The 17,749-nt window shown below is 67.1% G+C and carries 13 protein-coding genes and 1 tRNA gene; 12 read left to right on the top strand and 2 right to left on the bottom strand.

What is annotated here, in order from left to right; all coding sequences use genetic code 11:
• Positions 1–79 precede the first annotated feature (79 nt).
• Positions 80–685, top strand: a complete 606-nt coding sequence (locus ACFVUT_RS18905; protein ID WP_389656088.1) for a TetR/AcrR family transcriptional regulator — start codon at positions 80–82, stop codon at positions 683–685.
• Between the two features lie 67 nt (positions 686–752).
• On the opposite strand, the gene ACFVUT_RS18900 is transcribed toward ACFVUT_RS18905, so the two are convergent.
• On the bottom strand, positions 753–1,793 hold the full coding sequence (locus tag ACFVUT_RS18900; RefSeq protein WP_389656085.1) for an adenosine deaminase: 1,041 nt from the start codon (positions 1,791–1,793) through the stop codon (positions 753–755).
• A gap of 120 nt (positions 1,794–1,913) precedes the next feature.
• On the bottom strand, positions 1,914–3,140 hold the full coding sequence (locus tag ACFVUT_RS18895) for a pyridoxal phosphate-dependent aminotransferase (RefSeq protein ID WP_389656081.1): 1,227 nt from the start codon (positions 3,138–3,140) through the stop codon (positions 1,914–1,916).
• A gap of 225 nt (positions 3,141–3,365) precedes the next feature.
• Between ACFVUT_RS18895 and ACFVUT_RS18890 the strand changes: the two genes are divergently transcribed.
• From ACFVUT_RS18890 to ACFVUT_RS18840, 11 genes are all read left to right on the top strand, one after another.
• Positions 3,366–3,438: transfer RNA gene (locus ACFVUT_RS18890), tRNA-Trp, on the top strand.
• Positions 3,439–3,544: 106 nt separating this feature from the next.
• Positions 3,545–3,829, top strand: coding sequence for a preprotein translocase subunit SecE (gene secE / locus ACFVUT_RS18885; protein WP_389656078.1), 285 nt, complete (start codon positions 3,545–3,547; stop codon positions 3,827–3,829).
• A gap of 72 nt (positions 3,830–3,901) precedes the next feature.
• Positions 3,902–4,780: a transcription termination/antitermination protein NusG gene (gene nusG, locus ACFVUT_RS18880; protein WP_389656075.1), complete on the top strand. Its 879-nt coding sequence runs from the start codon at positions 3,902–3,904 to the stop codon at positions 4,778–4,780.
• A gap of 175 nt (positions 4,781–4,955) precedes the next feature.
• Entirely contained in the window at positions 4,956–5,390 is a 435-nt protein-coding gene (gene rplK / locus ACFVUT_RS18875; RefSeq protein ID WP_024494105.1) for a 50S ribosomal protein L11, read from the top strand.
• Between the two features lie 81 nt (positions 5,391–5,471).
• Complete coding sequence (gene rplA / locus ACFVUT_RS18870; protein WP_389656071.1) at positions 5,472–6,194, top strand: 50S ribosomal protein L1; 723 nt, start codon at positions 5,472–5,474, stop codon at positions 6,192–6,194.
• Between the two features lie 162 nt (positions 6,195–6,356).
• Positions 6,357–7,256, top strand: a complete 900-nt coding sequence (locus ACFVUT_RS18865) for a hypothetical protein (protein WP_389656068.1) — start codon at positions 6,357–6,359, stop codon at positions 7,254–7,256.
• Between the two features lie 172 nt (positions 7,257–7,428).
• Entirely contained in the window at positions 7,429–8,313 is an 885-nt protein-coding gene (locus ACFVUT_RS18860; protein WP_389656065.1) for a DUF1396 domain-containing protein, read from the top strand.
• 285 nt (positions 8,314–8,598) lie between these two features.
• Positions 8,599–9,129, top strand: a complete 531-nt coding sequence (gene rplJ / locus ACFVUT_RS18855) for a 50S ribosomal protein L10 (protein WP_389656062.1) — start codon at positions 8,599–8,601, stop codon at positions 9,127–9,129.
• A 111-nt stretch (positions 9,130–9,240) separates the two neighbouring features.
• Entirely contained in the window at positions 9,241–9,624 is a 384-nt protein-coding gene (gene rplL / locus ACFVUT_RS18850) for a 50S ribosomal protein L7/L12 (protein ID WP_389656059.1), read from the top strand.
• Positions 9,625–10,221: 597 nt separating this feature from the next.
• Entirely contained in the window at positions 10,222–13,707 is a 3,486-nt protein-coding gene (gene rpoB / locus ACFVUT_RS18845) for a DNA-directed RNA polymerase subunit beta (RefSeq protein WP_389656056.1), read from the top strand.
• 129 nt (positions 13,708–13,836) lie between these two features.
• On the top strand, positions 13,837–17,736 hold the full coding sequence (locus tag ACFVUT_RS18840) for a DNA-directed RNA polymerase subunit beta' (protein WP_389656053.1): 3,900 nt from the start codon (positions 13,837–13,839) through the stop codon (positions 17,734–17,736).
• Positions 17,737–17,749 lie beyond the last annotated feature (13 nt).

Here is a 17,749-nt window from a genome sequence, read left to right as displayed (position 1 = left end):
CTCCCGGGGTGGGTAAGTATTCACTCACCCCTAGAGTGAGTGGATACTCACCATCGCGTCAAGCTTCGTTGGAGTGCACATGGAGCAACGGCCGGCCCGCGTCCGCATCATCGACGCCGCCCATCGGCTGATGCTCACCATCGGCCTGGCCCGCGCCACCACGAAGGAGATCGCCAGAGCCGCAGGCTGCTCGGAGGCCGCGCTCTACAAGCACTTCCCGAGCAAGGAAGAGCTGTTCGTGGCCGTGCTCAAGGAGCGGCTGCCCAGGCTCGACCCGCTGCTGAAACGCCTTCTCGTGTCCCCGGGGGCGGGGGAGCGGACCGTCGAGCAGAACCTCACCGAGATCGCCCGGCAAGCCGCCCTCTTCTACGAGCAGAGCTTCCCGATCGCCGCCTCCCTGTACGCCGAGCCGCGGCTCAAGGAACGTCACAACGCGGTGATGAGGGAGCTGGGCACCGGACCGCACATGCCCCTCCGCGGTCTCGACGCGTATCTGCGCTCCGAGCAGGCCGCCGGGCGGGTGAGGGCCGACGCGGACACCTACGCGGCCGCGTCACTGCTCCTGGGGGCCTGCGCCCAGCGGGCCTTCGCCTACGAGGCCACGGAGAGCGGCGGGCCGCCGCAGACCCTCGACGACTTCGCGGCGTCCGTGGCCGGGGCGCTGATACGGGGGATCGGGGCGTAGCCCGCCCCTGTGCGGCGGCCGGGGTCAGGCCCGGGGCGGCCACCGACCCTGTGCGGAGCCCCGGGGGTCACGCCCGGAGCGGCGCCCGGCCCGCCGGTGCGGACAGCCAGTCGTCGATGCCCTCCAGGAGCCGTGTCCGTACCGCGTCCGGCGCCGCGGAGCCGCGTACCGACTGGCGGGCCAGTTCCGCCAGCTCCTCGTCCGTGAACGCGTGGTGGCGCCGTACGAGGTCGTACTGCGCGGCCAGGCGCGAGCCGAAGAGCAGCGGGTCGTCCGCGCCGAGCGCCATCGGCACCCCGGCCTCGAACATGGTGCGCAGGGGTACGTCGGCGGGCTTCTCGTAGACGCCCAGCGCCACGTTCGACGCCGGGCAGACCTCGCAGGTCACCCCGCGCTCCGCCAGTCTGCGCAGCAGCCGCGGGTCCTCGGCGGCCCGTACACCGTGCCCGATCCGGGACGCGTCCAGGTCGTCCAGGCAGTCCCGCACGCTCGCGGGGCCGGCCAGTTCACCGCCGTGCGGGGCCGCCAGCAGACCACCCTCGCGGGCGATGGCGAAAGCCCGGTCGAAGTCCCGCGCCATTCCGCGGCGCTCGTCGTTGGAGAGCCCGAATCCGACGACGCCCCGGTCCACGTACCGCACCGCGAGACGGGCCAGGGTGCGTGCGTCCAGCGGATGCTTCATCCGGTTCGCCGCGATCACCACCCGTATCGGCAGACCGGTCTCGCGCGACGCGCTGTCCACGGCGTCCAGGATGATCTCGATCGCCGGGATCAGCCCCCCGAGCAGCGGGGCGTACGAGGTGGGATCGACCTGGATCTCCAACCAGCCCGAGCCGTCCGCGACGTCCTCCTGGGCCGTCTCGCGCACGAGGCGCTGGATGTCCTCGGGGGCCCTCAGGCACGATCGGGCGATGTCGTAGAGCCGCTGGAAACGGAACCATCCGCGTTCGTCCGTGGCACGCAGACTGGGCGGCCCGCCGCCGGTCAGGGCCTCCGGCAGATGCACGCCGTACTTGTCGGCGAGTTCGAGCAGGGTCGTGGGCCGCATCGACCCGGTGAAATGCAGGTGCAGGTGGGCCTTGGGCAACAGCCGTACATCACGCTCCATTCCAAGATCCTGCCGCACGCGGGGGGTCCAGCGGTAGCCGCTTTCCCCATTGAGTTGACCCTCGAACACACGAGCGACCCCCGGCCGGGGCCGGGGGTCGCTCGTGGAACGCGGGAGGTGCTACGCCTTGGCCTCGGCCAGCAGCTTCTGGAGCCGCGAGACGCCCTCGACGAGGTCGTCGTCGCCCAGGGCGTACGAGAGCCGCAGGTAGCCCGGCGTGCCGAAGGCCTCGCCCGGAACGACCGCGACCTCGGCCTCGTCCAGGATGAGGGCCGCCAGCTCGACCGTGGTGGCGGGGCGCTTGCCGCGGATCTCCTTGCCGAGCAGCTCCTTCACCGAGGGGTACGCGTAGAACGCGCCCTCGGGCTCCGGGCACAGCACGCCGTCGATCTCGTTGAGCATGCGGACGATGGTCTGCCGGCGCCGGTCGAAGGCGGTGCGCATCTCGGCCACCGCGTCCAGGCTGCCGGAGACGGCGGCCAGCGCTGCCACCTGGGCGACGTTGGAGACGTTGGACGTGGCGTGCGACTGCAGGTTGGTCGCGGCCTTGACGACGTCCTTGGGGCCGACGATCCAGCCCACCCGCCAGCCGGTCATCGCGTACGTCTTGGCGACACCGTTGACCACGATGCACTTGTCACGCAGCTCGGGCACGATCGCGGGCAGCGAGGTGAACGTCGCGTCGCCGTAGACCAGGTGCTCGTAGATCTCGTCGGTCAGCACCCACAGACCGTGCTCCACGGCCCAGCGGCCGATCGCCTCGGCCTCGGCCTCGCTGTACACGGCGCCGGTCGGGTTCGACGGGGAGACGAACAGGACGACCTTCGTACGCTCCGTGCGGGCCGCCTCCAGCTGCTCGACGGAGACCCGGTAGCCGGTGGTCTCGTCGGCCACGACCTCCACCGGGACGCCGCCGGCCAGCCGGATCGACTCGGGGTACGTGGTCCAGTACGGAGCGGGGACGATGACCTCGTCGCCCGGGTCGAGGATCGCGGCGAACGCCTCGTAGATGGCCTGCTTGCCGCCGTTGGTCACCAGGATCTGGGCGGGGTCGACCTCGTAGCCGGAGTCGCGCAGCGTCTTCTCCGCGATGGCGGCCTTGAGCTCCGGGAGCCCTCCCGCCGGGGTGTAGCGGTGGTACTTCGGGTTGCGGCAGGCCTCGACCGCGGCCTCGACGATGTAACCGGGGGTCGGGAAGTCGGGTTCACCGGCACCGAAGCCGATCACCGGACGGCCGGCGGCCTTGAGGGCCTTGGCCTTGGCGTCGACGGCGAGGGTGGCGGACTCGGAGATCGCACCGATGCGGGCGGAGACCCGGCGCTCGGAGGGAGAAGTTGCAGCGCTCATGGCGCCCATGGTCCCAGACGGCGTTCCCGGTCGGCACACGGGTTTCAGTGACCGGACACGACTCCGACAGCATGCGGACACCGAGCGACCGCGAGCGGTCACGAGCTTTCTGTTCGACGCCGGGCCGAGGAACACGTACACTCACCTGTCGTTGGCCTTCACCAGCCGCACCGTTCCTGCACCTGGATCATCGGGAAAGATGCGGTAGGTTGGTGGAAACCACAAAGGGTCGTAGCTCAATTGGTAGAGCACTGGTCTCCAAAACCAGCGGTTGGGGGTTCAAGTCCCTCCGGCCCTGCTACACACTCCTTCGCCAGGATGTGTGCGCATGTACGTACTTAAATGCACAGCCGTGCGGCTCCACCGGGCGCGGCACGGCCATGACCCGGAATCAGGTGAGAAGCGTGACGGACGCCGTGGGCTCCATCGACATGCCTGATGCCGATGATGAAGTGCCCGAGTCGAAGAAGACTCGGAAGGGCGGCAAGCGCGGAAAGAAGGGCCCTCTGGGCCGTCTCGCGCTGTTCTACCGCCAGATCGTCGCCGAGTTGCGCAAGGTTGTCTGGCCGACTCGTCATCAGCTGACGACATACACCTCAGTGGTGATTGTTTTCGTCGTCGTCATGATTGGTCTGGTGACCGTGATTGACTTCGGATTCCAGCGGGTCATCAAGTACGTCTTCGGCTGATCCCGCGGAGGGCGCCTCCGGGCGCCTCTTTCGCATGTTCCACCCATATGTATCCAGGAAGAAGCAGCCACCGTGTCTGACCCGAACCTGAACGACGCCGTCGAGCCGACGGCGGGCGCCTTCGAGTCCGCCAAGGACGAGCTCGACATCGTCGAGGGAGCGGACGCCGAGGAGCCGGACCAGGCTGAAGCTGCCGATGCCGCCGCGGGTGAGCCCGCCGAGCAGGCCGCCCTGCACACCGAGGACGACGAGGCTGACGAGGCCGCCGACGCCGACGCCGGTACCGAGGGCGACGAGACCGACGACGAGGAGGAGGCCGAGCCGGCCGCCCCCGTCGACGCCGTCACGGCCCTGCGTGAGGAACTGCGCGGCCTTCCCGGCGAGTGGTACGTCATCCACACGTACGCCGGCTACGAGAAGCGCGTGAAGGCCAACCTGGAGCAGCGCGCCGTCTCGCTCAACGTCGAGGACTTCATCTACCAGGCCGAGGTGCCCGAGGAAGAGATCGTCCAGATCAAGAACGGCGAGCGCAAGAACGTCCGCCAGAACAAGCTCCCGGGTTACGTCCTGGTGCGCATGGATCTGACGAACGAGTCCTGGGGCGTCGTCCGCAACACTCCCGGTGTCACCGGCTTCGTGGGCAACGCCTACGACCCGTACCCGCTGACCCTGGACGAGATCGTCAAGATGCTCGCCCCGGAGGCCGAGGAGAAGGCGGCCCGCGAGGCCGCCGAGGCCGAGGGCAAGCCGGCTCCGGCCCGCAAGGTCGAGGTGCAGGTGCTCGACTTCGAGGTCGGCGACTCGGTCACCGTCACCGACGGCCCGTTCGCGACGCTGCAGGCGACGATCAACGAGATCAACGCCGACTCGAAGAAGGTCAAGGGTCTCGTCGAGATCTTCGGCCGCGAGACCCCGGTCGAGCTCAGCTTCGACCAAATCCAGAAGAACTGACCTCGTCCGCCAGCTTCTGGACACATGCCTACCCAGCAGGTCAGACCGGCCCCGCAGCCGGTCTGACCTGCTCGGTTTTTGGACGCGCAGCCATACCCGTTATCGTTGTGCGGTATGCCTCCATCCGGATGACCGGACGGCGGCGAAAAACTCTCACTAGGACCCGGAGAGAGCAATGCCTCCCAAGAAGAAGAAGGTCACGGGGCTCATCAAGCTCCAGATCAACGCCGGTGCGGCCAACCCGGCCCCGCCGGTCGGCCCCGCGCTCGGCCAGCACGGCGTCAACATCATGGAGTTCTGCAAGGCCTACAACGCCGCGACCGAGTCGCAGCGTGGCATGGTCGTGCCGGTGGAGATCACGGTCTACGACGACCGTTCGTTCACCTTCATCACCAAGACTCCGCCGGCCGCCAAGCTGATCCTCAAGGCCGCAGGTGTGGACAAGGGCTCCGGCGAGCCGCACAAGACCAAGGTTGCCAAGCTGACGGCCGCCCAGGTCCGCGAGATCGCCACGACGAAGCTCCCCGACCTGAACGCCAACGACCTCGACGCCGCGTCGAAGATCATCGCTGGCACCGCCCGTTCCATGGGCATCACGGTCGAAGGCTGATTCAGCCCCTCACGTCCTCAGTGGTAGGGCCAAGCGCTGGCCCGCACCACGACTCCACACCCTGAAACCACAGGAGCAGAAGTGAAGCGCAGCAAGAACCTCCGCGCTGCGGACGCCAAGATCGACCGGGAGCGCGTCTACGCCCCGCTCGAGGCCGTCCGTATCGCCAAGGAGACCGCGACCACCAAGTTCGACGGCACTGTCGAGGTCGCCTTCCGTCTGGGTGTCGACCCGCGCAAGGCCGACCAGATGGTCCGTGGCACCGTGAACCTCCCGCACGGCACCGGCAAGACCGCCCGGGTCCTGGTCTTCGCGACCGGTGACCGTGCTGCGGCCGCGGAAGCCGCGGGCGCCGACATCGTCGGCGCCGACGAGCTCATCGACGAGGTGGCGAAGGGTCGTCTGGACTTCGACGCCGTCGTCGCCACGCCGGACCTCATGGGCAAGGTCGGCCGCCTCGGCCGGGTGCTCGGTCCGCGTGGTCTGATGCCGAACCCGAAGACCGGCACCGTCACCCCCGATGTCGTCAAGGCTGTCAACGACATCAAGGGCGGCAAGATCGAGTTCCGCGTCGACAAGCACTCGAACCTGCACTTCATCATCGGCAAGGTCTCCTTCGACGAGACGAAGCTGGTCGAGAACTACGCCGCGGCGCTGGAGGAAGTCCTCCGTCTGAAGCCGTCCGCCGCCAAGGGCCGCTACATCAAGAAGGCCGCGCTGGCCACCACGATGGGCCCCGGCATCCCGCTGGACGCCAACCGCACCCGTAACCTCCTCGTCGAGGAGGACCCGGCCGCCGTCTGAGCCCCAGCGCTCGGCAGCAGGCCGCGTCACGCGTGACATGGACGGGCCCCGCAACCTTTCGAGGTGCGGGGCCCGTCCTCGTATCCGTACGGATCCGGTGGCTGTGTCGGGACTGTGCGTTAGCGTGAGTCTCCGATAGCCGAACGAGGGGTGGAAGCGGACATGAGGACCAGTACCGTGCGACGCGTGAGTCTGTCGATAGCGGTGGCGGCGGCGCTGACGTCGGTCGCGGCCTGCGGGCAGTCGGACGACAAGGGCGCCGACCGCGGCAGCGCCGTGGTGAAGGCTGATCCGATCGCCGCGCTGCGCGACGTTCAGACGAAGACCGGTGGGAAGAGCTCGGCCAAGGTCGAGGGCACCACCGAAATGGGCACCACCATGTCCATGAAGCAGAGCGGCACCATCGACTGGACCGACGGTCTCACCGGCACCATGGAGATCACGTACACCGGCGGCACCGTGGCGGAAGCCATGAAGCAGAACGGTGCCAGTGGCACGATGCAGGCCCGCTATTTCAAGGACGGCTACGCCGTCAACATGGGCGACGCCTTCGCCAAGCAGGTCGGCGGCCAGCACTGGATCAACTACGGCTACGCCGATCTCGCGGAGCTCTCGGGTGCCTCCGGCGAGGCGATGAAGCAGCAGATGGAGAACACCACCCCCGACCAGGGCGTGAAGTCCCTGCTGGCCTCCGGTGACGTGACGATGGTCGGCCAGGAGGACGTACGCGGGGTCTCCACGACGCACTACTCCGGCACCGTCGACGTCGCCGAGCTGACCGCGAAGAACTCCGCGCTCGACGCCGACCAGCTCGCCCAGCTGAAGAAGCAGCTGGGCGACGCCGGGATCACCACCGAGAAGGTCGACATCTGGGTCGACGAGAACGACCTGCTGGTCAAGAAGACCGAGCGCGGCCAGATGAAGACCGGCGAGCTGAACTCCACGGTGTACTACAGCGACTACGGCACGAAGGTCTCGGTCGAGAAGCCCCCGGCCGGTGACACGGTCGACTTCACCGATCTCGTGAAGAAGCAGCAGGGGAGCGGTTCGGGCGCGTCCTGAATCGTCCTGGGCCGATCGGTCTCGGCGCCTGCACCCGGCCCCCGCGCCTCCCCCGAGGAGGTGCGGGGGCCGGGTCGTTGCGTGGACCATGTTTATTGCCTGCGCGTTGTCCGAGCCGGGCGGTAGTGTCACAGGAACTTGACGAATATTTTCATATCCCATGGGGGGGATCATGAGTTTGAGCTACCGGAAGGCTGCTGTGGCCGTGCTGGCCGGTGCGCTGCTGTGCGGAACGGCGGCGTGCACGGGGGAGAAGGACAGCCCGGCGCCGGCCGCCGGCGCGTCCCGGCCGGCGCAGAAGCCGGTCGAGGTGACGCCTGCCGCAGCCGTGGAGAAGGCCGCCGAGAACACCCGGAATATCACGTCGTTCACGTACCGCATGAGCGGCAAGGTCCAGGGGCAGACCGTGGACGGCACCGCGGCGATGTCCTTGAAGCCTCCGGCCATGCAGATGCACATGAAGGGCGGTTCCGCGGGGGAGACCGGCGAGGTCGAGATACGGCTCACCGGCGACGCCATGTACATCAACGGGGGCGCGGAAGCGGCTGCCGAGATGGACGGCAAGACCTGGTTGAAGCTCGACATGGCCGAGCTCAAGAAGTCCACGGGTCAGGACCCGCTGGGCGGTCTCTCCGCCCAGGCCGACCGCAACCCCGCCGCGGACTCCCTCTCGATGAGTGCCTCCAAGGACCTCAAGAAGGTGGGTACGGCCACGATCGACGGCGTACAGACCACGCACTACATCGGCACGGTGCCCCTGGAGGCCATGCGGGCGTCGCTCGCCGACGAGGACGCGGCGACCCGCGAGCGGCGCGAGGAGGAGCTGAAGCGGTACGAGGACCTGGGCGTCGAGAAGCTCTCGATGGACATGTGGATCGACGGCAGCGACCGCACCAAGCAGGTGCGCACCCGGGCCGTCACGGACGAGGATCCGCTCGACCTGACCATCACGTTCCTGGACTTCGACAAGCCGCTCACGGTCAAGGCTCCGCCGGCCTCCGAGACCATGGATCTGGCCGAGATGATGGAGGGTGTGGGGGCCGCCGACGCCGCCTGATCCCCCGGACGGGCCCGTGCGGTGTCCGCGTCGGGACGGATTTGCTCGGCGCGACACCGGTCGCGTACTCTCCTACAGAAGCCAAAGACCGCTGGTCGTTGCTGTGCTCTCGCAAGAGGGTCAGCGACCGAAGGATCCGTTGAGTACGGGCGACCTGCGCAGGTGACTGTGGAAAGCTCCCGGATTCTGTCCGGTCGAGCTACGCCCTGGCGCCTGCGCCGGGGCGTTTCGTCTTTCCCGGCCCCTTCTGAGCGGTCCTCATCACCCGGAAGGAGGCCGACGCTCATGGCAAGGCCCGACAAGGCTGCCGCGGTAGCCGAGCTCGCGGACCAGTTCCGCAGCTCGAACGCCGCTGTGCTGACCGAGTACCGGGGTCTCACCGTGGCGCAGCTCAAGACGCTGCGTCGTTCGCTCGGTGAGAACGCCCAGTACGCCGTGGTGAAGAACACGCTGACCAAGATTGCGGCCAACGAGGCCGGGATCGACGCGCTGGACGACCTGTTCGCAGGCCCGACGGCGGTTGCCTTCGTCACCGGTGACCCGGTGGAGTCGGCGAAGGGTCTTCGTGACTTCGCCAAGGACAACCCGAACCTCATCATCAAGGGCGGTGTCCTTGATGGTAAGGCGCTGACCGCGGATGAGATCAAGAAGCTCGCGGACCTCGAGTCCCGCGAGGTTCTGCTCGCCAAGCTGGCGGGCGCCATGAAGGGCAAGCAGACTCAGGCTGCTCAGGTCTTCCAGGCGCTCCCGTCGAAGTTCGTCCGCACCGCGGAGGCGCTTCGTGCCAAGCAGGCCGAGCAGGGCGGTGCCGAGTAATTCGGCTCGCGCAATGATCGTCGCCTGACTGGGCGACGGTCGCAGCGGGCCGAACGTACGCCCGCCTACATGTAACTCCGGCACCTGCCGAATTAGTGGAAGGACGCCATCATGGCGAAGCTGTCCCAGGACGACCTGCTCGCGCAGTTCGAAGAGATGACCCTCATCGAGCTCTCCGAGTTCGTGAAGGCCTTCGAGACGAAGTTCGACGTCACCGCCGCCGCCGCGGTCGCCGTTGCCGCCCCGGGTGCCCCCGGTGCCGCCGCTGAGGCCGTCGAGGAGCAGGACGAGTTCGACGTCATCCTCACCGGCGCCGGCGAGAAGAAGATCCAGGTCATCAAGGTCGTGCGTGAGCTGACCTCGCTGGGCCTGAAGGAGGCCAAGGACCTCGTCGACGGCACCCCGAAGCCGGTCCTCGAGAAGGTCGCCAAGGAGGCCGCCGAGAAGGCTGCCGAGTCCCTCAAGGCCGCCGGCGCTTCCGTCGAGGTCAAGTGACTCAGGGAGTCTCCTGACTCCTTCTGACGTCCGTCCCGTGCGGTACGGATGTCAAAACGCGAAGGGCGATCACCCATACGGGTGGTCGCCCTTCGGCGTACCTGCGGCGGCTGCCTTGCTCTTCCGGTGGCGACGAGTATGGTGATCTTCGCCGTTGCCTCTAGAGGCCGGCGGCCGGGCGCCGGGAGGCAGCCGGGTGAGGGCGGCAGGGCGCAGTCCATGCAGGGGGGCCTTGACGAACCGCACGCGGCGCGCAATTCTCAGGACGCGTCGTCACATCGATCCGAATCCGAGGCATGGATCGTGGGCGAAGAGGGCAGTAAAGAAGAGCGCACCGTGCGCACGAGCTAGTCATAGGTGTTGAGAACAGCTGTTGAGAGCAACGTGGGTCTCTGAGAACCCCGACTGGACATCAGTGTGCCGTTTGGCTACACTGTCCCTTTGCGCTGCCTGTTAGCTGCCTCCTGCCCGTCACCAGGGGCATGCCCACGCTTGAGCACCGATGACCGAAAGTCTCTGACCTGGGATTTCTGTCTCCGTGTACAACTTGGGACCGGTACGCGCGTAGTGAGTCCGAGCCCTCGGAAGGACCCCCTCTTGGCCGCCTCGCGCAACGCCTCGACCGCGAATACGAACAACGGTGCCAGCACCGCCCCGCTGCGCATCTCTTTTGCAAAGATCAAGGAGCCCCTCGAGGTTCCGAACCTCCTCGCGCTGCAGACCGAGAGCTTTGACTGGCTCCTCGGCAATGCCGCCTGGAAGGCTCGCGTCGAGGCTGCTCTGGACAGTGGACAAGACGTCCCCACCAAGTCCGGCCTGGAGGAGATCTTCGAGGAGATTTCACCGATCGAGGACTTCTCCGGGTCGATGTCGCTTACGTTCCGCGACCACCGCTTCGAGCCCCCGAAGAACTCGATCGACGAGTGCAAGGAGCGCGACTTCACGTTCGCCGCCCCGCTCTTCGTCACGGCCGAGTTCACCAACAACGAGACCGGCGAGATCAAGTCCCAGACGGTCTTCATGGGCGACTTCCCGCTCATGACCAACAAGGGCACCTTCGTCATCAACGGCACCGAGCGTGTCGTCGTGTCGCAGCTGGTCCGCTCGCCGGGTGTCTACTTCGACTCCTCCATCGACAAGACGTCCGACAAGGACATCTTCTCCGCCAAGGTCATCCCGTCCCGGGGTGCCTGGCTGGAGATGGAGATCGACAAGCGCGACATGGTCGGTGTCCGCATCGACCGCAAGCGCAAGCAGTCCGTGACCGTTCTGCTCAAGGCGCTCGGCTGGACGACCGAGCAGATCCTTGAGGAGTTCGGCGAGTACGAGTCCATGCGCGCCACCCTGGAGAAGGACCACACCCAGGGCCAGGACGACGCGCTGCTCGACATCTACCGCAAGCTGCGTCCGGGCGAGCCGCCCACGCGCGAGGCCGCGCAGACGCTGCTGGAGAACCTCTACTTCAACCCGAAGCGCTACGACCTGGCAAAGGTCGGCCGCTACAAGGTGAACAAGAAGCTCGGCGCGAACGAGCCGCTGGACGCCGGCGTGCTCACCACCGACGACATCATCGCCACCATCAAGTACCTGGTGAAGCTGCACGCCGGTGAGACCGAGACGACCGGCGAGTCCGGCCGTTCGATCATGGTCGAGACCGACGACATCGACCACTTCGGCAACCGCCGTATCCGTAACGTCGGTGAGCTGATCCAGAACCAGGTCCGTACGGGTCTTGCCCGCATGGAGCGGGTCGTGCGCGAGCGCATGACCACTCAGGACGTCGAGGCGATCACGCCGCAGACCCTGATCAACATCCGGCCGGTCGTCGCCTCCATCAAGGAGTTCTTCGGTACCAGCCAGCTGTCCCAGTTCATGGACCAGAACAACCCGCTGTCGGGCCTGACGCACAAGCGTCGTCTCAACGCCCTCGGCCCGGGTGGTCTCTCCCGTGAGCGGGCCGGCTTCGAGGTCCGTGACGTGCACCCGTCGCACTACGGCCGCATGTGTCCGATCGAGACGCCCGAAGGCCCGAACATCGGTCTGATCGGTTCGCTGGCCTCGTACGGCCGGATCAACGCGTTCGGCTTCATCGAGACGCCGTACCGCAAGGTCGTCGACGGCCAGGTCACCGACGAGGTCGACTACCTGACCGCTGACGAGGAGGACCGCTTCGTCATCGCGCAGGCCAACGCCCCGCTGACCGACGAGCTCCGGTTCGCCGAGTCCCGCGTGCTGGTCCGCCGCCGTGGCGGCGAGGTCGACTACGTCCCCGGTGACGACGTCGACTTCATGGACGTCTCGCCGCGCCAGATGGTGTCCGTCGCCACCGCGATGATCCCCTTCCTGGAGCACGACGACGCCAACCGTGCCCTCATGGGCGCGAACATGATGCGCCAGGCGGTGCCGCTGATCAAGTCGGAGGCCCCGCTCGTCGGCACCGGCATGGAGTACCGCTGCGCCACCGACGCCGGTGACGTGCTGAAGGCCGAGAAGGACGGTGTGGTCCAGGAGGTCTCCGCGGACTACATCACCGTGACCAACGACGACGGCACGTACACCACGTACCGCATCGCCAAGTTCACGCGCTCCAACCAGGGCACCTCGGTCAACCAGAAGGTTGTCGTCTCCGAGGGCGACCGGGTCGTCGCCGACCAGGTCCTCGCCGACGGTCCGGCCACCGAGAACGGTGAGATGGCCCTCGGCAAGAACCTGCTCGTGGCGTTCATGCCGTGGGAGGGTCACAACTACGAGGACGCGATCATCCTGTCGCAGCGCCTCGTGCAGGACGACGTCCTCTCCTCGATCCACATCGAGGAGCACGAGGTCGACGCCCGTGACACCAAGCTCGGCCCGGAGGAGATCACCCGGGACATCCCGAACGTCTCCGAAGAGGTCCTCGCCGACCTCGACGAGCGCGGCATCATCCGTATCGGTGCCGAGGTCGTCGCCGGTGACATCCTCGTCGGCAAGGTGACGCCCAAGGGCGAGACCGAGCTGACCCCCGAGGAGCGTCTGCTCCGCGCGATCTTCGGTGAGAAGGCGCGCGAGGTGCGCGACACCTCGCTGAAGGTGCCGCACGGTGAGATCGGCAAGGTCATCGGCGTCCGCGTCTTCGACCGCGAAGAGGGCGACGAGCTGCCGCCGGGCGTGAACCAGCTGGTCCGCGTCTACGTCGCGCAGAAGCGCAAGATCACCGACGGTGACAAGCTCGCCGGCCGTCACGGCAACAAGGGCGTCATCTCGAAGATCCTCCCGATCGAGGACATGCCGTTCCTGGAGGACGGCACCCCGGTCGACATCATCCTCAACCCGCTGGGTGTCCCGTCCCGAATGAACCCGGGACAGGTCCTGGAGATCCACCTCGGCTGGCTCGCCAGCCGCGGCTGGGACGTCTCCGGCCTCGGTGACGAGTGGGCCAAGCGCCTGCAGGCCATCGGCGCCGACCAGGTCGCCCCCGGCACCAACGTCGCCACGCCCGTCTTCGACGGCGCGCGCGAGGACGAGATCTCCGGTCTCTTCGGGGCCACGATCCCGAACCGCGACGGCGACCGGCTGGTGCAGCCCTCCGGCAAGGCCCAGCTCTTCGACGGCCGCTCCGGCGAGCCGTTCCCGGAGCCGGTCTCGGTCGGGTACATGTACATCCTCAAGCTGCACCACCTGGTCGACGACAAGCTCCACGCGCGCTCGACCGGCCCGTACTCCATGATCACGCAGCAGCCGCTGGGTGGTAAGGCGCAGTTCGGTGGGCAGCGCTTCGGTGAGATGGAGGTGTGGGCCCTTGAGGCTTACGGCGCCGCATACGCCCTCCAGGAACTGCTGACGATCAAGTCCGACGACGTCACCGGCCGCGTGAAGGTCTACGAGGCGATCGTCAAGGGCGAGAACATCCCCGAGCCCGGCATTCCCGAGTCCTTCAAGGTGCTCATCAAGGAAATGCAGTCGCTCTGCCTCAACGTGGAGGTGCTGTCCTCGGACGGCATGTCCATCGAGATGCGCGACACGGACGAGGACGTCTTCCGCGCGGCGGAGGAGCTCGGTATCGACCTGTCCCGGCGCGAGCCGAGCAGCGTCGAAGAGGTCTGACGGGTTGGCCGGCCGGATCCCCGTGATCCGGCCGGCTCTCCCCGGACCCGTTCAGACCATTGCTGAAGTGCCCCGATTTCTCGCGTGACGCGAGGGGGCTCGAACCCCCGAAAGAGGGATTGACGACAAGTGCTCGACGTCAACTTCTTCGACGAGCTGCGGATCGGCCTTGCCACCGCGGACGACATCCGGACCTGGTCCCACGGCGAAGTGAAGAAGCCGGAGACCATCAACTACCGCACGCTCAAGCCCGAAAAGGACGGACTCTTCTGCGAGAAGATCTTCGGTCCGACCCGGGACTGGGAGTGCTACTGCGGCAAGTACAAGCGTGTGCGCTTCAAGGGCATCATCTGTGAGCGCTGTGGCGTCGAGGTCACGCGCGCCAAGGTGCGCCGTGAGCGCATGGGCCACATTGAGCTCGCCGCTCCCGTCACCCACATCTGGTACTTCAAGGGCGTCCCGTCGCGCCTCGGCTACCTGCTGGACCTCGCGCCGAAGGACCTGGAAAAGGTCATCTACTTCGCCGCGTACATGATCACGTTCGTGGACGACGAGCGCCGCACGCGCGACCTGCCCTCGCTGGAGGCGCACGTCTCCGTCGAGCGTCAGCAGATCGAGAACCGTCGCGACGCCGACCTGGAAGCCCGCGCCAAGAAGCTTGAGACCGACCTGGCCGAGCTGGAGGCCGAGGGCGCCAAGGCCGACGTGCGCCGCAAGGTGCGCGAAGGCGCCGAGCGTGAGATGAAGCAGCTGCGCGACCGCGCGCAGCGCGAGATCGACCGCCTCGACGAGGTGTGGAGCCGCTTCAAGAACCTCAAGGTCCAGGACCTTGAGGGCGACGAGCTGCTCTACCGCGAGCTGCGTGACCGCTTCGGCACGTACTTCGACGGCTGCATGGGCGCCGCCGCTCTGCAGAAGCGCCTGGAGTCCTTCGACCTCGACGAGGAGGCCGAGCGCCTCCGCGAGATCATCCGTACCGGCAAGGGCCAGAAGAAGACCCGTGCGCTCAAGCGCCTCAAGGTCGTCTCCGCGTTCCTGCAGACCAGCAACAAGCCCAAGGGCATGGTGCTCGACTGCGTGCCGGTCATCCCGCCGGACCTGCGTCCGATGGTGCAGCTGGACGGTGGCCGCTTCGCGACCTCCGACCTGAACGACCTGTACCGCCGTGTGATCAACCGCAACAACCGCCTCAAGCGTCTTCTCGACCTCGGTGCCCCCGAGATCATCGTGAACAACGAGAAGCGGATGCTGCAGGAGGCCGTCGACGCGCTGTTCGACAACGGCCGCCGCGGTCGCCCGGTCACCGGTCCCGGCAACCGTCCGCTCAAGTCCCTCAGCGACATGCTGAAGGGCAAGCAGGGCCGTTTCCGTCAGAACCTTCTCGGCAAGCGTGTGGACTACTCCGCGCGTTCCGTGATCGTCGTCGGCCCGCAGCTCAAGCTGCACCAGTGCGGTCTGCCCAAGGCCATGGCGCTGGAGCTCTTCAAGCCGTTCGTGATGAAGCGCCTGGTGGACCTGAACCACGCGCAGAACATCAAGTCGGCCAAGCGCATGGTCGAGCGCGGTCGCACCGTGGTGTACGACGTCCTCGAAGAGGTCATCGCCGAGCACCCGGTGCTGCTGAACCGTGCACCGACCCTGCACCGCCTCGGCATCCAGGCCTTCGAGCCGCAGCTGGTCGAGGGCAAGGCCATCCAGATCCACCCGCTCGTCTGCACCGCGTTCAACGCGGACTTCGACGGTGACCAGATGGCCGTGCACCTGCCGCTCTCCGCGGAGGCGCAGGCCGAGGCCCGCATCCTGATGCTGTCCTCGAACAACATCCTGAAGCCGGCCGACGGTCGTCCCGTCACCATGCCGACCCAGGACATGGTGCTGGGCCTGTTCTTCCTCACCACGGACGAGGAGGAGCGCAAGGTCGTCGGACAGGGCCGTGCCTTCGGTTCCACGGCCGAGGCGATCATGGCCTTCGACGCCCGCGAGCTGTCGCTCCAGGCGAAGGTCGACATCCGCTTCCCGGTGGGTACCATCCCGCCGCGTGGCTGGGTGCCGCCGGTCGCCGAGGAGGGCGAGCCGGAGTACCAGCAGGGCGACACGTTCCGGCTGCGTACGTCCCTGGGCCGCGCGCTCTTCAACGAGCTGCTGCCCGAGGACTACCCGTTCGTCGACTACTCCGTCGGCAAGAAGCAGCTCTCCGAGATCGTCAACGACCTCGCCGAGCGCTACCCCAAGGTCATCGTGGCGGCGACGCTCGACAACCTGAAGGCGGCGGGCTTCTTCTGGGCGACCCGTTCCGGTGTCACCGTGGCCATCTCCGACGTCGTGGTCCCCGAGGCCAAGAAGGCGATCGTCGCCGGCTACGAGGCCCAGGACGAGAAGGTCCAGAAGCAGTACGAGCGCGGTCTGATCACCAAGGACGAGCGCACGCAGGAACTCATCGCGATCTGGACCAAGGCGACCAACGAGGTTGCCGAGGCGATGAACGCGAACTTCCCCAAGACGAACCCCATCTTCATGATGGTTGACTCGGGTGCCCGAGGAAACATGATGCAGATGCGTCAGATCGCCGGTATGCGTGGTCTGGTGTCCAACGCCAAGAACGAGACGATCCCGCGTCCGATCAAGGCGTCCTTCCGTGAGGGTCTCACCGTTCTGGAGTACTTCATCTCCACGCACGGTGCCCGTAAGGGTCTGGCCGACACCGCCCTGCGTACCGCCGACTCGGGTTACCTGACCCGTCGTCTGGTGGACGTCTCGCAGGACGTGATCATCCGCGAGGAGGACTGCGGCACCGACCGCGGCCTCAAGCTGAAGATCGCCGTCAAGGGCGCGGACGGTGTGCTCCGCAAGACGGAGGACGTCGAGACCTCGGTCTACGCCCGCATGCTCGCCGAGGACGTCGTCGTCGACGGCAAGGTCATCGCGCCTGCCAACGTCGACCTCGGTGACGTCCTGATCGACGCCCTGGTGGCCGCCGGCGTCGAGGAGGTCAAGACCCGTTCGGTCCTGACCTGTGAGTCCGCGGTCGGCACCTGTGCCTTCTGCTACGGACGTTCGCTCGCCACCGGCAAGCTGGTCGACATCGGTGAGGCGGTCGGCATCATCGCCGCCCAGTCCATCGGTGAGCCCGGTACCCAGCTGACGATGCGTACCTTCCACACCGGTGGTGTGGCCGGTGACGACATCACCCAGGGTCTGCCCCGAGTCGTCGAGCTCTTCGAAGCCCGTACGCCCAAGGGTGTCGCCCCGATCTCGGAGGCGGCAGGCCGCGTCCGTATCGAGGAGACCGAGAAGACCAAGAAGCTCGTCGTCACCCCGGACGACGGCAGCGACGAGACGGCGTTCCCGATCTCGAAGCGTGCCCGTCTGCTGGTGGGCGAGGGCGACCACGTCGAGGTGGGCCAGAAGCTCACCGTGGGTGCCACCAACCCGCACGACGTGCTGCGGATCCTCGGTCAGCGCGCGGTCCAGGTCCACCTGGTCGGCGAGGTCCAGAAGGTCTACAACTCGCAGGGTGTGTCGATCCACGACAAGCACATCGAGATCATCATCCGGCAGATGCTGCGCCGTGTGACGATCATCGAGTCCGGCGACGCGGAGCTGCTGCCGGGCGAGCTCGTCGAGCGCTCGAAGTTCGAGACCGAGAACCGTCGTGTGGTCACCGAGGGCGGACACCCCGCCTCCGGCCGTCCGCAGCTGATGGGTATCACCAAGGCCTCGCTGGCGACGGAGTCCTGGCTGTCGGCCGCCTCCTTCCAGGAGACGACCCGAGTGCTGACGGACGCGGCGATCAACGCCAAGTCCGACAGCCTCATCGGCCTCAAGGAGAACGTCATCATCGGTAAGCTCATCCCGGCCGGTACGGGCCTGTCCCGCTACCGCAACATCCGGGTCGAGCCGACCGAGGAGGCCAAGGCCGCGATGTACTCGGCCGTCGGCTACGACGACATCGACTACTCGCCGTTCGGCACGGGCTCCGGCCAGGCCGTTCCGCTGGAGGACTACGACTACGGTCCGTACAACCAGTAAGTAGTTGTTCCGA

This window comes from Streptomyces sp. NPDC058051, from assembly GCF_042885475.1.
Taxonomy (GTDB): domain Bacteria; phylum Actinomycetota; class Actinomycetes; order Streptomycetales; family Streptomycetaceae; genus Streptomyces.
This window is presented reverse-complemented; position numbering and strand designations above follow the sequence as displayed.

Bases quoted from the DNA above. Each gene is read 5' to 3' on its own strand.
- ACFVUT_RS18895 (WP_389656081.1), bottom strand. From the start codon at position 3,140: ATGAGCGCTGCAACTTCTCCCTCCGAGCGCCGGGTCTCCGCCCGCATC.
- rplJ (WP_389656062.1), top strand. From the start codon at position 8,599: ATGGCAAGGCCCGACAAGGCTGCCGCGGTAGCCGAGCTCGCGGACCAG.
- ACFVUT_RS18860 (WP_389656065.1), top strand. From the start codon at position 7,429: ATGAGTTTGAGCTACCGGAAGGCTGCTGTGGCCGTGCTGGCCGGTGCG.
- ACFVUT_RS18905 (WP_389656088.1), top strand. From the start codon at position 80: ATGGAGCAACGGCCGGCCCGCGTCCGCATCATCGACGCCGCCCATCGG.
- ACFVUT_RS18865 (WP_389656068.1), top strand. From the start codon at position 6,357: ATGAGGACCAGTACCGTGCGACGCGTGAGTCTGTCGATAGCGGTGGCG.
- rplK (WP_024494105.1), top strand. From the start codon at position 4,956: ATGCCTCCCAAGAAGAAGAAGGTCACGGGGCTCATCAAGCTCCAGATC.
- rplL (WP_389656059.1), top strand. From the start codon at position 9,241: ATGGCGAAGCTGTCCCAGGACGACCTGCTCGCGCAGTTCGAAGAGATG.
- ACFVUT_RS18900 (WP_389656085.1), bottom strand. From the start codon at position 1,793: ATGGAGCGTGATGTACGGCTGTTGCCCAAGGCCCACCTGCACCTGCAT.